The 14,504-nt window shown below is 69.9% G+C and carries 13 protein-coding genes and 2 tRNA genes; 2 read left to right on the top strand and 13 right to left on the bottom strand.

Annotated elements, in window-relative coordinates; genetic code table 11:
* Positions 1–53 precede the first annotated feature (53 nt).
* The 7 genes from EDD31_RS12520 to EDD31_RS12490 form a co-directional block, all read right to left on the bottom strand.
* Positions 54–866, bottom strand: a complete 813-nt coding sequence (locus tag EDD31_RS12520) for a SurA N-terminal domain-containing protein (protein ID WP_123304445.1) — start codon at positions 864–866, stop codon at positions 54–56.
* A 109-nt stretch (positions 867–975) separates the two neighbouring features.
* Positions 976–1,048, bottom strand: a tRNA-Asn gene (locus tag EDD31_RS12515).
* Between the two features lie 116 nt (positions 1,049–1,164).
* Positions 1,165–1,677, bottom strand: a complete 513-nt coding sequence (locus tag EDD31_RS12510; protein ID WP_123304444.1) for a hypothetical protein — start codon at positions 1,675–1,677, stop codon at positions 1,165–1,167.
* Between the two features lie 17 nt (positions 1,678–1,694).
* Positions 1,695–1,768: transfer RNA gene (locus EDD31_RS12505), tRNA-Ile, on the bottom strand.
* 96 nt (positions 1,769–1,864) lie between these two features.
* Positions 1,865–2,758, bottom strand: a complete 894-nt coding sequence (locus tag EDD31_RS12500; RefSeq protein WP_123304443.1) for a hypothetical protein — start codon at positions 2,756–2,758, stop codon at positions 1,865–1,867.
* Between the two features lie 176 nt (positions 2,759–2,934).
* On the bottom strand, positions 2,935–4,938 hold the full coding sequence (gene dnaG, locus EDD31_RS12495) for a DNA primase (RefSeq protein ID WP_123304442.1): 2,004 nt from the start codon (positions 4,936–4,938) through the stop codon (positions 2,935–2,937).
* 52 nt (positions 4,939–4,990) lie between these two features.
* Positions 4,991–6,304 (bottom strand): deoxyguanosinetriphosphate triphosphohydrolase, encoded by a 1,314-nt coding sequence (locus tag EDD31_RS12490; protein ID WP_123304441.1) that lies wholly within the window; start codon positions 6,302–6,304, stop codon positions 4,991–4,993.
* Positions 6,305–6,466: 162 nt separating this feature from the next.
* Here EDD31_RS12490 and EDD31_RS12485 point away from each other — a divergent pair, with 162 nt between their 5' ends.
* Together EDD31_RS12485 and EDD31_RS12480 are read left to right on the top strand one after the other, a co-directional pair.
* Positions 6,467–7,630, top strand: coding sequence for an alpha-amylase family protein (locus EDD31_RS12485; RefSeq protein WP_123304440.1), 1,164 nt, complete (start codon positions 6,467–6,469; stop codon positions 7,628–7,630).
* A 117-nt stretch (positions 7,631–7,747) separates the two neighbouring features.
* A complete protein-coding gene (locus EDD31_RS12480; protein WP_123304439.1) occupies positions 7,748–9,514 on the top strand; it encodes a glycoside hydrolase family 13 protein in 1,767 nt (588 codons plus the stop codon).
* A 36-nt stretch (positions 9,515–9,550) separates the two neighbouring features.
* Here the strand turns inward: EDD31_RS12480 and dusB are convergent, their stop codons facing one another.
* The 6 genes from dusB to EDD31_RS15020 are packed head-to-tail and all read right to left on the bottom strand — an operon-like array spanning position 9,551 to position 14,435.
* Positions 9,551–10,789 carry a tRNA dihydrouridine synthase DusB gene (dusB, locus tag EDD31_RS12475; protein ID WP_123304438.1) on the bottom strand — a complete coding sequence of 413 codons (1,239 nt, stop codon included), beginning with the start codon at positions 10,787–10,789 and terminating at the stop codon, positions 9,551–9,553.
* Complete coding sequence (locus tag EDD31_RS12470; RefSeq protein ID WP_170163298.1) at positions 10,786–11,316, bottom strand: DedA family protein; 531 nt, start codon at positions 11,314–11,316, stop codon at positions 10,786–10,788. The genes dusB and EDD31_RS12470 overlap by 4 nt, the downstream gene beginning before the upstream one ends.
* An 11-nt stretch (positions 11,317–11,327) precedes the next feature.
* Positions 11,328–11,777: a Fur family transcriptional regulator gene (locus tag EDD31_RS12465; RefSeq protein WP_123304436.1), complete on the bottom strand. Its 450-nt coding sequence runs from the start codon at positions 11,775–11,777 to the stop codon at positions 11,328–11,330.
* Between the two features lie 20 nt (positions 11,778–11,797).
* Positions 11,798–12,691: a metal ABC transporter permease gene (locus EDD31_RS12460; RefSeq protein WP_211336120.1), complete on the bottom strand. Its 894-nt coding sequence runs from the start codon at positions 12,689–12,691 to the stop codon at positions 11,798–11,800.
* A complete protein-coding gene (locus tag EDD31_RS12455; RefSeq protein WP_245991188.1) occupies positions 12,691–13,533 on the bottom strand; it encodes a metal ABC transporter ATP-binding protein in 843 nt (280 codons plus the stop codon). Before EDD31_RS12455 ends, EDD31_RS12460 begins: the two co-directional genes overlap by 1 nt.
* Positions 13,530–14,435, bottom strand: a complete 906-nt coding sequence (locus tag EDD31_RS15020; protein ID WP_245991187.1) for a metal ABC transporter substrate-binding protein — start codon at positions 14,433–14,435, stop codon at positions 13,530–13,532. The genes EDD31_RS12455 and EDD31_RS15020 overlap by 4 nt, the downstream gene beginning before the upstream one ends.
* Positions 14,436–14,504 lie beyond the last annotated feature (69 nt).

Raw genomic sequence — 14,504 nt, 5'->3', positions numbered from 1 at the left:
GATCCCACGCCTGGCACGCGTCCCAGGATGCGGTGACTTGCTGCGCGCAGGACTCAGATGTGGACGGTGACGTCTGCGCCCTCGCGCAGGCCCTCGACGATGTCCCGCACGGCCTCGCCCTCGCGTTCGCTGGCGAGCTGCTGCGCGATGATCTCCTCGGCCTCCTCGAAGGGCGGGATCTCCTGCTCGGAGCCAGCAGCCTCGGACTGCTCGACGAGGTCGTCGTAGTAGTCACGGACTTCCTCGGAACTCGGAGCAAGGTCGCCGGTCTCGTCAGCGATGAGACGCTCGACCTGGACGCGGGTGCGGAGCTCGTCCATCACCTGGTCGCGATCCATGCCGCCCTCTTCCACCGCGGCGAGGAACTCCTCAGTGCTCATCCCGCTATCGGCGGCGACCTCTTCCAGAGCGGCATCAAGATCAGCTTCGGTCACGTCGTACTCGCGGCCCGCGGCTTCCTGGAAGAGCAACTCGTTGCCGATCATCGACTGCAGCACCTGATCCCGGATGGGGCCTTCGTCCACCTCCTGGCCCGACATCATGGCTTCCATGGCTGCCTGCTGGAACTGTGACTCGTAGACCCCGGCGAACTCCTCCCGGGTGATCTCCGAGCCGTTGACCTCAGCGACCGGGTCGGGCAGGCCGTCGAGATCGGGCTCGGGCATCTCCGGCATGTCGCCGTCAGCGCCCGGCATGGGCGGCTCAGCACCCTCCTCGTCGGTGCCGTCCTCAGTGGTCTCCTCGGCAGCGCCATCGTCAGCATCGCCATTGGAATCATCACAGGCGGCAAGACCGGCGATCGCCAAGGCGGCAGTGGCGGTCAGAGCAAGGGTTCTCGGGGCGCGGCGGCCAGCGGTACGTGTCATCGTCTTCCACGCTAAGCGCCAGCGAGGCTCCTGGCGAATCCCGAGGTCACAGGCTCACCGGAGACAACGAACCCCCGGCCTGGTCGGGCCGGGGGTTCATCCTGCGGGGCTCCCGCGACTGGACTCGAACCAGTAACCATCCGATTAACAGTCGGAAGCTCTGCCAATTGAGCTACGCGGGAATGCTCGTGCGCTGTGACATCTGTTCCGCGGCGAGGCGGTGCCTGATCATCCTGGCGCCCGATGACTCTAGCAAAACGTGCGCGCCACTCCACGACGCAGATACGCCGGAACTGGGCTATGTGGGCAGTCCCACAGCCTCGCGGGCGCGACGTTCCACCTCGTCGACGACCTCCGCCTCGCTCGGGTCGGTACCGAGACGGCCGGTGGCCGTCACCTGGGAGAGCAACTCCCCACGGTCATCGCGACGGATGTAGGCCCGGATGGAGGCGCCCGAGGGCGTCGTGCCGTGCTCGGTGTGCACCACGGAGGACTGGATCCGCTCCCGAACGGCGGCGGTGAAGGCCTCCACCCTCTCGTGCGCGGGCGTGAGCACCAGCTGCGGCCGCGCCCGGTCGATCCAGGTGAGCGTGAGCACGCCCTCCTCGCCGTCCCACGAACCGTGCTCAAGCTCGTGCCAGGCGGCCGATGACACCTCCACCTCGCCGCCCTCTACGGTCGTGAGGATCACCAGGGCTCGAGCGGTCACCGCGGACCAGCTGCCGTGCTGCAGCTCGGCAAGCGCATGCGATCGATCACTGAGGTGCTCACGGAGGTGCTCGGGCAGACGTGCCCCGCGGCGGAGGATCATGCCACTCACGCTACCGGTCCCCCGGGTGGGGCTCGAACCCACGACCTACGGATTATGAGTCCGCTGCTCTGACCGGCTGAGCTACCGGGGGGCCGGATCAGCGTAATCGTTCACGGGGCACCCGCGAGACCGCCCACGAGCGCGCCGGTCAGTGCTCCAGTCCTCACGTGGCCCGTCGCGGGCGACGTCAGCGGGCGATGCCGGACTGGCTGGCGAAGTAGGTGACCGCGGAGTAGTTGGAGTCCGGACGCAGCTGCCAGACCCCGCCGAGGGCGGCGGCAGCGGGCACACCCTGGCAGACCGTGCCGGTGGCGCTCTGCCCGGGAGCAAGGTTGCCCACGTGCAGCAGGCTGTCCTCGGCCATGCAGAAGGGGGCATTGAGCAGGTTGTAGTCACGCCCGTCGGTACCCAGGAAGCTGGTGAACAGATCGATGGTGGGGTCCAGGGGCTCCTCGGACTGGTTCGTCACTGTCAGCGTGCCCAGCACGAGGATCTCGCCCTCACTGAGCTCATCGACGTAGGTGGCCGAGCTCTGACTTCCCTCGAAACGCCAGGCGGCATCCATCTCCGTTGCGCCGAAGGTCACCAGGAAGTCCCCGACCACCACGTCCTCCCCGCGCTCCACCACGGTGGCCTCGGGCGGGAGCTCGACGTCAGACGGCTCGCTCTCCGTGACCTGCTCGGTGGGCGCGCTCGGTGTCGGAGCGGGCTCCGGTTCTGATTCCGCGCCATCCGCACCACCGGCGGCGTGCCCACCGTCCCCAGTCTCCGGGAAGGCCTGAACCGGGGCGTCCTCCTGCTCGGTCTCATCAATCGGAGCAAGATGCGAGGCGCTCGGACCCGAGATCGACGGTGAGTCATCTGTGGTGAGCGCGCCGAGTGCCATGCCACCCACCACGGCGGCGACGATCGCGCCGGCCAGCAGCGGAGTGCGGCCGTTCGCGGCGGCGGAGACGGCGGGCGCGGTGTCCTCGGCCCTGCCGGTCGCTGAGTCTTCCGTGACAGGATCGGGCGATTCGGGAGTAGGGGGCACCGGGCTCGCGGCCTGAGCCGCTGCTTGGGGAGTGTGATGCTCCTCCACGAAACCCCTTCCTCTCCTCCTGGCGGCCTGCCTCAGACGCGCCTACCGGTCCTGTGTGCCAGGGCCTGCGGCTGTTGCCCCGCCGAAGAACCTCTGACTCCCACAGTACGGACCTCTGGGCACTTCGCATCTGTTCCTTGCTTACGAAGTTGCAACATTGCTCACGTCGGGACGATTCACGCCTCCTCGGCGAGGCCTCGCCGCCGGGTCTCCATGTCCATCAGGCTCGCGAACAGCTCGTGGTAGCGCGGATCGTCCGGCTCCGTGCGCTGGAGCTCGCCCTTGACGTCGGCGATCTGCCGGGTGAGGCTCATGCGCCGCAGGGCCAGCACGACCCCACGCGCATAGCCGGCCAGCGCCTCACTGCGATCCTCGGGCAGCGGTGCCACGGCCAGTTCGGTCAGCACTCCGGCCACCGGGCCCACGGCGTTGGTGCGCAGTTCCTCGGCCCACCAGAGCATCGCCTGGCCTCCAGCGTCGCTCGCTCCGCCGAGACGTTCGATCTGCTGGCCGTAGGCGCGCGCGCCCCCGGCGGCGCGGATGGCGTCGTGGACACCCCGGTAGGCGGGCATGGTGAAGGTGTCCGGGGCGATGTCGTCGAAGCCGGCAGCCAGGGCGAAATGCGGAAGCTGCAGCACGACCTCCAGCACGCGCCGTTCGAGCTGGGCCACCGGGTCCTCGCGGAAACTCTCCCGGCTTCCGCGCTGATGCGGGTCGGCCTCGCGCCGCTCCTGCGGCGCCCCCGAGGGGTAGGCCTGCCGATGCCCGCCCGGACCGTCCGGACCGATGCCGTCAGCCGGTGCCCCGCGACCGCGCTGCCGCTCGGCAGCCTGGACCGCACGGCGGACGTCGACCTCGTCCATCCCCAACCATCCCGCCAGGGAGCGGGTGTACTCCCCCCGCAGGGCCCGGTCCCGAATCTGCGCCACCACCGGGCCGGCTGAGCGCAGGGCCGCGACCCGCCCTTCGGCGGTCCCCAGGTCCACCTGCGCAAGCACCGACCGGATGGCGAAGGCGAACAGGGGTTGCCGGGTGGACACCAGATCGCGGACCGCGCCGTCGCCCTGGCGGAGGCGCAGGTCGCACGGATCGAGGCCGTCCGGCTGGATGGCCACGAAGGTTTGCGCCGCGAATTGCTGATCCTCCTCGAAGGCACGCAGGGCGGCCTTCTGCCCGGCGGCGTCGCCATCGAAGGTGAAGACCACCTCGCCCCCATGGGACCCGCCGGTGGAGAGCATGACGCCGGCGGCCGCATCATCACGATCGCCGAGCAGCCGCCGCACGATGCGCACATGGTCGCTGCCGAAAGCGGTGCCACACGTGGCGACCGCCGTGCTGATGCCCGCCAGGTGCGCGGCCATGACGTCGGTGTACCCCTCGACGACCACCACCTGCCGTGCCTTGGCGATCTCCCGCTTGGACAGATCGATGCCGTAGAGCACCTGGGACTTCTTGTACAACGGCGTCTCGGGGGTGTTCAGGTACTTCGGGCCGGGGTCGTCGTCGTAGAGCTTGCGCGCCCCGAAGCCGATGGTGGCCCCCGTGAGGTCGCGGATGGGCCAGATGAGCCGGCCACGGAAGCGGTCGTAGTGGCCCCGGTTGCCCTGAGAGACCAGCCCCGACGTGGAGATCTCCGCCTCCGTGAAGCCCTTGCCCCGCAGATGGCGCAGCAGGTGGTCCCATCCCTGGCGGGCGTAGCCCACGCCGAAGTGCTCCGAGGCAGCGCGGTCGAATCCGCGCTCGGCGAGGAATCTTCGTCCGATGGCGGCTTCGGGTGTGGCGAGCTGCTCCCGGAAGTACTCCTCGGCCGCGCGGTTGGCCTCCAGGAGTCGCTGCCGGCGGCCAGGTTCCTCACCCGCTCGTCGCGGCTTGCCGTCCTCCTCGTAGTGCAGGGGCACGCCGGCCTGGGCCGCCAGGTGCTCGACCGCCTCGGCGAACGGGAGGTGATCGATTCTCTGCACGAAGGAGATGACATCTCCGCCCTCGTCACAGCCGAAGCAGTGCCACAGCCCGAGTTGCGGGCGGACGTGGAAGGACGGGGTGCGTTCGTCGTGGAAGGGGCACAGGCCCTTCATGGATCCGACGCCCGCCGGCTTCAGCGTGACGTAGGTGCCCACGACCTCGTCGATGCGCACGCGTTCGCGGACAACAGCGATGTCCTCGCGCTTGATCAGCGCCATGACGGCGCCCCGCTGCTCGGGCGCGCCCAGATGCTTGAGTGCGCCGGCCCCATCAGAACGCCTCGGAGAGCATTCCGCACAGGCGTGCGTGCCACTGCTGGGCAGAGGTGTCCGTGAGGGAGGCGACCTGGTCGACGACCACGCGCAGACGGCTGGATTCCTCGGCGGCATGCCAGTCGGCGGCGAAGGGGGGTTCCAGCTCGGCCGGGCCACTCGCCATCAGCGCGTCCACGAGGTCGAACAGCGTGGTGCGCTGGGCCAGGTAGACCGGCTCGTGCTCGCGCGGGGCCATGACGTAGAAGGCCGCGAGCCCTTTGAGCACCACGATCTCGGCCAGTGTGCCCGGCGGCACCTCGAGGTCCGCCTCGTAGCGGGCCAGGGGCCCGTCGCCGAAACGCTCGCGCGTGGCGCGTTCCGCGGCGCGGCAGAAACGGCCGATGAGCTGGCTGGTCATGTTCTTCAAACGGGCCAGATCCGCTCGCGAGGTCTCGTAGCTACCGACCCACATGGGGCTGGCGAGGATGCGGGCCAGGGCCGCACCGAGCTCGTCGTCGCTCACCGGGGGGTCATACCAGTCGCGGGTCTGTGCCACGATGCGGGACTGCTCGAGATCGGAGACCAGGAGGTGGAGCGGCACGCGGCCACCGACGATGGCGTCCTCGACATCGTGCACCGAGTAGGCGACGTCGTCGGCGAGGTCCATGACCTGCGCCTCCAGGCATCGCCGTCCCTGCGGCGCCCCCTCCCGCAACCAGGAGAAGACCTCGGCGTCCTCAGCGAAGACGCCGTACTTCCGGGTGGGGGTTCCGTCACTGCCGAGCGGACCATCACCCGCGCGCCAAGGGTACTTGCAGGTGGCGTCCAAACTGGTACGGGTGAGGTTCAACCCTGCCGATCGCCCCTCGGGAGTGACGACCTTGGGTTCCAGGCGAGTGAGCAGCCGCAGGGTCTGCGCATTGCCCTCGAATCCACCGACATCGCCGCTGACCTCATCGAGCGCCCGTTCCCCGTTGTGGCCGAAGGGCGGGTGGCCGAGGTCATGGGCCAGGCATGCGGTGTCGACCACGTCGGGGTCACAACCGAGTGCCTTGCCGAGTTCGCGCCCCACCTGGGCCACCTCGAGCGAGTGGGTGAGCCGGGTGCGGACGAAGTCATCCGAGGACGGGCCGAGCACCTGGGTCTTGGCCCCCAGACGGCGCAGGGCCGAGGAATGCACCAGGCGCGCGCGGTCGCGCTCGAAGGGTGTGCGATGAGGATTCTTCGCCGGCTCGTGGTGCCACCGTTCGACATCGCGCTCACCATAGGCGGCAGCCGGGCGGGGCCACAGAGAGCGCTGGCCCGACGCGCCGGCATCGTAAGAACTCACGGGCTGAGCCTATCGGGCTGCGCTGCGGCTCGGCGTGCAGCATCCACAGGGCGCCCAGCCACGTCCTGACGCGATCTCCTGTCACTACCTCCTCACCGCGATCGACCATCTCTCGTGAGCAATGTCGCGCGCGAGGGCGTAATCTCGGCCACAATGGCCCCAATGTCCAAGCTTTCACCACCCGATGCGGCACCCGCGCCCACTCAGCCCGCCGGCACCGTGGTCACCACCCTGGTTCACCGCGCGACCCGCGGGCAGGTGGAGTGGTGGCGCCGCGCTGTCGTGCTGGAGTTCGCCACCCCCTTCGACGGCCCTGGCTTCACCGCGCTCGCCCGCGAGATCTCCTACGTGGCACGCCTGGGTGCGAACTCCATCCAGATCCATCCCGCCGTCGATCCCGGCCAGGCACGCGAGGAGATCGCCGCACTGGTCCGCCGTGCCCACCAACGCGGCGTCAAGGTCGTCATCTCCCTCGCCGCGCACCCCGGTGAGGCCGTGGCCGAGGACCATCTGGTCGGGCGCGCCGCAGCCTGGCTCGAGTGCGGAGTCGACGGCCTCGATATCGGCATGCTCCCCAGCACCCTCGACCATCCGGGCTCGGCAGCCTTGACCTCCCTCGGCCAGCTCCATGCGCTGGTCGCCGAGGGAGACGCGGTGATCTCCGCAGCGGTGTCCTCACACGACATGGCCTCCGTGGCCGAGCACCTGCTCGAGCACTGGATGCACCTCACACGCGACGACCGTGCCGCCCAGGTGCCCTGGGAGGCCGAGGCCGTACGCACCACACTCAGCGCCGCCTACGCCGAGCGTGAGGCAGCCGGTGCCGTGGCCGCATGGACACTGACCCGGCTCGGCGGAGCTCCCTGGGGTCTGGGCGACGGGGACGAGGTGGCGGCGCGCCGACGCCGGGCAGCGACCTTGCTGATGATGGGGATCCCCGGCTCCATCTACCTGCGCCACGGTGAGGGAGTCGGCCTGATCCCCCGGGCCGAGAGTGCCGTCGGCGCCATCGAAGAAGTGGCTGAAGCCGTGCGGATCCAGCGGGGCGAGGCCGGCTCCCGCTACGAACGCCTCCGCCGCGCCCTGCGCCTGCGCGAGGAGTTCGCCCTGGCCACCGGCCCGCTCGCCTGGGTCGGTGACGCACCGGGCTCCTCGACACTGGCTCTGCTCACTCGCGACCTGCTGGTGCTCACCAACTTCTCCAGCGAGACGATCGTGGTGCCCTCGGACCGCCGGGTGCTCGAGGCCAGTGACGATCTGCCACCGTCCTCACCAGGAGAGGTCATCCTTCCCGGTGACACCACCGTCTGGCTCGCTCTCACCTGAGCGAAGCTCCGCCTCAGCTGGGCCGCTCCGCCTCGCCCAGCCCCAGGCAGCCCGCCGGAGCCATGCCGGCGGCACGGCAAACGCACGCACCAGCCCCACGAACCGCCGAGGAGTTCCATGTCCACCCCCCTCTCCCCCACCGCTGAGGGCGTTCTCCATGTCCAGCGCCCTGAGCACCAGCAGTGGTGGCGGCAAGCCGTCATCTACCAGATCTATCCGCGTTCCTTCGCCGACGGCGACGGCGACGGCATGGGGGACCTTCCCGGCATCACCTCCCGCATGGAGCACCTGGCCGATCTCGGCGTCGACGCGCTGTGGCTCTCGCCCTTCTACCGCTCGCCGCAGAAGGACGCTGGCTACGACGTCGCCGACTACCGCGACATCGACCCGCGCTTCGGCAGCCTGGCGGATGCGGATGCCATGCTGGCCCGCGCGAATGAACTCGGCCTGAAGGTCATCGTCGATCTGGTGCCGAACCACACTTCGGATGAGCACGCCTGGTTCCGCGAGGCGCTGGCCGCAGGCCCCGGATCGGCTGAGCGCGAGCGCTACATGTTCCGCGAGGGGCGCGGCGAGGACGGCGCACAGCCCCCGAACAACTGGGAGTCCGTCTTCGGCGGGCCGGCGTGGACCCGGGTGCGCGAGCGTGCCGATGCTCCCGGGTCGGCCTGGGCCGAGGACGGACAGTGGTACCTCAACCTCTTCGATTCCTCCCAGCCGGATCTGAACTGGCAGAACCCTGAGGTCAGGGCGGAGTTCGAGGACATTCTGCGCTTCTGGCTCGACCGCGGCGTCGATGGGTTCCGGGTCGACGTGGCGCACGGAATGATCAAGGCCGAGGGCCTCCCCGACTGGACCGGCCGCGTCGAGATGGTGGGCGGTGTGGACGCCTCCCAGCAGGAGAGCGACGACAACCCGGCCATGCCGCCGTACTTCGACCAGAACGGCGTGCACGAGATCTACCGGTCGTGGCGCCAGGTGGTGGACAGGTACGAGGATCGGATCCTCGTGGCCGAGGCCTGGGTGGACCCCCTACCGCGGCTGGCGCGCTACGTGCGGTCCGATGAGATGCACCAGGCCTTCAACTTCGCCTTCCTCACCACGCCGTGGCACGCCGGGGAGCTCCGCTCGGTCATCGCTGAGTCCTACCAGGTCAATGACGCCGAGGAGGCACCCACCACCTGGGTGCTCTCCAACCACGATGTGGTGCGCCACGCCTCGCGCCTCGGTTTCGATGGGATCACCGACAAGGTGGGCCCGAACAAAGGCATCGGCCCCAGCGACCCACAACCTGATCGCGAGAAGGGCCTGCGCCGAGCTCGCGCCGCGACGCTACTCATGCTCGGCCTGCCCGGTTCGGCCTATCTGTACCAGGGTGAGGAGCTCGGACTACCCGAGCACACCCTGTTGCCCTCGCATGTGCGCGAGGATCCGACCTTCCAGCGAACCGGTGGTTCGGAGATCGGCCGGGACGGCTGCCGGGTGCCGATCCCCTGGGAGGCCGGGCGACCGGCGTACGGATTCTCCCCCACCGGCGCGTCCTGGCTCCCGCAGCCCGCTGACTGGGCCGAGTACGCAGCGGATGCCCAGGCCGGTCGGGAGGGTTCGACCTTGGAGCTCTACCGGCTGGCGCTCCGAGTGCGCCGCGAGCGGCAGTTGGGCACGGCCACGCTCGAGGATCACCCCGATCTGGCCTCCCCGGACGTGGTGGCACTGGTCAGCAAGGACCCGGCCGGCACGCGCGCCGACGTCCTCGTGATGACCAACATCGGCGCTGCCCCAGTGGACCTGCCAGCCGGCTGGACCGTCCTCGTGGCCTCTGGCCCACTGGAGGGCGCAGCCGTGCCCACCGACGTCACCGTCTGGGCCCAGCGGACGGGATGAGTCTGGGCGCAGCGGCAGGCTGAGCTCGGCGAGGGTTCAGCCGCCGGAGATGGACAATTCTGCCTGGGCGATCACGGCCCGGAGCTGCTCGTCGATCTCCTGGCTGGCGAGCCAGTTCTCCGGCAGATGCGGATCCTTGGGCGTTCCTGCACGTCCGCGCGGGCCTTCGGCGCCGGCCCCGGGATAGGGCTGGTCCAGATCGAGCGCGGCCAGGCGCTCATCCAGCTCCGCCAGGGTGGAGACGAGGGCGAGATCGCGCCGGGCCGGCCCTCCGACGGCGTAACCCTTGAGGTACCACGCCATGTGCTTGCGCAGCTCACGCAGCCCGCGATTCTCGTCCTCGAAGTACTCGATCATGAGCTCCGCATGCCGGCGGATCACCGCGGCCACCTCCGCCATTCCCGGGCGCACTCGCACCGGGGAACCATGGGCGGCAGCGACCAGATCGGTGAACAGCCAGGGCCGCCCCTGACACCCCCGTCCGACGACGACGCCGTCACAGCCGGTGCGGCGCATCATCTCCATGGCGTCCTCGGCGGCCCAGATGTCGCCGTTCCCGAGCACGGGGATGCTCCGCACCGCGTCCTTCAGCCGCGCGATGGCCTCCCACTGGGCGTTGCCGGAGTAGTGCTGAGCGGCGGTGCGGGCGTGCAGCGCCACGGCCGCGGCCCCGGCGCGCTCAGCCCGGCGGCCGGCATCGAGGTACGTGAGGTGACCGTCATCGATGCCCATGCGCATCTTGACCGTCACCGGGACCTCACGCTCACGCCCCGCCGCCTGGCTGGCTTCGCGGGCGGCCGTCACCGCGCCGCGCACGATCGCTTCGAAGAGATCGCGCTTCCATGGCAGGGCCGCTCCCCCGCCCTTCCGCGTCACCTTCGGCACCGGGCAGCCGAAGTTCAGGTCGACGTGGTCGGCGTGATCCTCGGCCACCAGCATGCGCACCGCCGCGGTCACGGTGGCGGGGTCGACGCCGTAGAGCTGGACCGAGCGGATGGGCTCCTCCGGATCGGCCGCGATCATCCGCATGGTTTCCGGTGTGCGCTCCACGAGCGCTCGCGAGGTGATCATCTCGGTGACGTAGAGCCCGGCCGGCGCATAGGCACCCGGCACCGCTGCGGCCTCGACGGGGCCGAGACCAGCGGCCCGCACGCCCTCGATGCCCGCCTCCCGGCACAGCTTGCGGAAGGGCGGATTGGTCACCCCGGCCATCGGCGCCAGCACGATGGGGCTACCGGCGCGCAGGGCACCGACGCGCAGACCTGGAGTGCTCATCCCTCTATTGTGGCGCCTTCTTCGTCTGAGCTGGTGTCCCGCCGCTTTGTGCGGCGCTTGAGGATGATCACGCTCACCGCGGCGAGCACAGCCCCGGCGATGGCGCCGATGGCCCAGGGCGAGCCCGCGGCGGCTGCCACCACGGCCACCCAGGCGCCCCAGCCGATGGTGGCGTAGATGACGGCGTACCCCGCCGATCCGATGGCGAGCGCCGGAAGGTAACGGCTCATCGGCATCCGCAGCACTCCGGCAGCGGCATTGACCACGGTCTTGGTGCCCGTCAGCAGGAAGGACAGCGGCACTGCCGGCACGCCCCAGCGGCGGACGACGGCCACACCCTTGTCGGCCGTGTCCGAGTCGAGCCAGGTCTGCACCCGCGCGACCCAGGGGCGCTGCGGGCCGGTGCGTTGCAAGGTCCAGCGTGAGACCACGCGCGCGATCCAGTACGTGGCCAGTGTGCGGAAGAAGCCCACGCAGTAGAAGACGATGAAGAGCACCCAGAAGGGACTGCTGTCATCGGGAATCACGCGCGGAGGGGTCAGGCCCGGTGGGGGGCGGCGTCATCCGCCGATGGCGATGCTGCGGCCTCGGCGCCGGGTGAGTCGTCCTCCGCGCACGGCGCGCAGGTGCCGAAGAGCTCTGCGACGTGGTCGACATCCACGAAACCGTTCTCCTGAGCCACCTGCCGGGCCCAGGTCTCCACCGGAGCGCCCTCGATCTCGACGGTACGGCCGCATTCCTTGCACACCAGGTGGTGGTGGTGGCCGGAGCCGGCACAGCGGCGGTAGAGGGCCTCGCCATCGTCGGTGCGCAGGACGTCCACGGCCTTGGCCTCGGACAGGGACTGCAGCGTGCGGTAGACCGTGGCAAGACCCACGGTCTCACCGGTGGCGCGCAGTTCCTCGTGCAGCTGCTGCGCACTGCGGAAGTCTTCTGTGCGGTCGAGCAGATCCTGAACCGCGGAACGCTGTCGGGTCTTCCGCAACATCGCGACCCTCCTTCGTGTGGCTATGACGTCGAGCTGCTCGCTGCGACGTGGTCCACCGGGCGGGGGCGCGAGAGCAGCGGGCGCACTATCGAGGATACGGCGTACAGGCCGATCGCGAGCACGACGATGGTCGCGCCGGGTGAGAGCGGGTAGAGGTAGGTGAGGACCAGTCCGCTCACACACACCACCAGGCCGATCACCATCGCCGCGCCCATGGTGCCCCGGAAGGACCGAGCCAGCAGCTGCGAGGTGGCCACCGGCACGATCATCAGCGCAGAGACGAGGAGAACACCGACCACGCGCATGGACACCGAGACGGTGAGCGCGGCCATGACCGCGATCAGCACCGTGAGGGCCTTCGCCGGCAGGCCGGCGGCCCGGGCGAACTCCTCGTCGTGGCACAGGGCGAAGAGCGGTCCGCGCAGCCCCACCCCCACGCCGATGATCAAGGTGGCCAGGCCCAGGGTCAGCCACACGTCCATGGTCGTGACGGCGGCGATGGAGCCGAAGAGGTAGGCGTTGAGATTCGCGGTGGTCCCACCGGCCAGGGTGATGAGCAGCACTCCTCCGGCGATACCGCCGTAAAACAGAATCGCCAGGGCCACATCGCCCGAGGTGCGGCCACGAGCGCGCACCGCCTCGATCAGCAGCGCACCGGCCACCGAGGCCACGATCGCGCCGGGCACGGCCAGCGCGCCTTGGTCGGCCCAGCCGGCAGCCGCACCGGCCAGCCATCCTGCGGCGACGCCGGTCAGGGCCACGTGCCCGATGCCGTCGCCCAGCAGGGCCAGACGGCGTTGCACAAGGTAGGTGCCCATCACCGGGGCGGCCAGGCCGACGAGGACGGCGATCAGCAGGGCCCGCTGCATCAGAGGCGTGCGGAGCATCTCCGCGAGTGTGTCCATCAGGCTCATCACGACGCTCCCTGCTCGCCACGATGCGCGGCGTCCTCCCGGTGGCGCTCACCTTGCGGGAGCGGTGCATCCAGGCCGAGATTCCTGCCGTGTGTGGCAGGTTCGCTGCTCACGTGCGGATGCACGTGATCATGTGCGGGGTCCTCGTGGCCTGGCTCCGGAGCGGGCACCGGGCCTTCGTGAATCACCCGCCCCTCACGCAGCATGATGGCGCGTTCGACCAGGGGGCCGAGCACTCCGGGTTCGTGGAGCACGGTCAGCACCGTGGTGCCCCGCTGACGCAGCATGGTGATGGTTCCCGCCAAGGAATCGGCGGAGTCGTGGTCGATCCCAGCCAGTGGCTCATCGAGGACGAGCAACTCCGGCTCACGGACGAGGGCTCGGGCGATGAGTACGCGCTGCTGCTGCCCGCCGGAGAAGATCTGCACCGATTCCTTCGCCCGGTCGGCCAGACCCACCTCAGCCAGGGCAGCGCGCGCCTGTTCCCGGCCGGAACGTCCGATGCGCAGCCGCCGGAAGGAGAGCAGGCCGGAGGCCACGACCTCCTCTGCCGTGGCGGGAACACCGGCGGAAGCGGTGATCCGCTGCGGCACGTATCCCACGCGCTGCCACGGCACGCGCTGGGTCCGTGATCCCAGGACCGTTCCGAGAACCTCAGCGCGGCCCGCCGTGATCGGGACCAGGCCGAGCAGGGCGCGCACCAGGGTGGACTTCCCCGATCCGTTGGCGCCGAACAAGGCCACCGACTCTCCGCTGGCGATCTCCAGGGAGACGTCGTTCAGCACCCGGTGGCCGCCGAGCAGGACGGTCAGCCCCGAGGTACGGATCGCCGGCGTGCTCACGCGCAGCCCAGTCCTTCGCGCAGCGCCTCCAGATTGTCCCGCATGGCTTGACGATAGTCCCCGCCCTCGGGTTCCATCTCGGCCGGGTCCAGCATGGCCACCGAGATACCCAGATCCTGGGCGAAGGCCTCCGCCACCGCCGGGTTGATCAGGTCCTCGGCGTAGATCGTGCTCACGCCTGACGCCTCCACCACGCGGCGCACCTCGGCGAGTCTCGCCGGTGAGGGCTCGGATTCTGGATCGAGCCCGGACAGGCCCATCTGTTCCAGGTCGTAGTTGTAGGCGAGGTAGCCGTAAGCCTCGTGAGCCGCCACCACGGTCCGGGTCTCGCATTCGGCGAGTCCTTCGGAGTACTCGGCGTCGAGGGCGGCGAAGTCGGCCTGGAGCGCCTCGGCGCGCTCGGCGTAGTGCTCGGCGCCCTCGGGGTCGATCTCGCCGAGTTCTGCGGCGACGTACTCTGCCACGGCGCTCATGCGATCGAAGTCGAGCCAGAAGTGCGGGTCCACGCTGGTGCCCTCGATGGGCTGGCCATCGGCGTCGAAGGCCGTGACATCGGCCGGCCCGGCCACATCCAGGGCCGCCATCGGGTCGGTGGCGGCGACGGCGTCGTCGACAGCCGCTTGGAAGCCGGAGAGGTAGACCACCACGGCCTCGTCGAGCTGAACGACAGCGCTGGTGGTGAGCTCCAGATCGTGCGGGTCGACACCGGCCGGGGTCAGGGAGGTGACCTCCGCGCGCTCCCCGGCGATCTCGTCGGCGAGGAACTCCAGCGCGTACATGGCCGCGACGATCTGCAGTTCTCCGTCCGGATCGGAGGCGGTGCCGTTCTCGCCGGCGCACGCGGTCAGTACGGCGGCCGCGGCAAGGCCGGCGGCGGCCGTCTTCGGGAAGTAACTGAACACGATTCTCAAATTACCAGTCCGCTGCAGCGCGGGCGAGAACGGCGCCCGTGAGGTGCGGCACGGCTAGAG

The organism is Bogoriella caseilytica, assembly GCF_003752405.1.
Classification (GTDB): domain Bacteria; phylum Actinomycetota; class Actinomycetes; order Actinomycetales; family Actinomycetaceae; genus Allobogoriella; species Allobogoriella caseilytica.
This window is presented reverse-complemented; position numbering and strand designations above follow the sequence as displayed.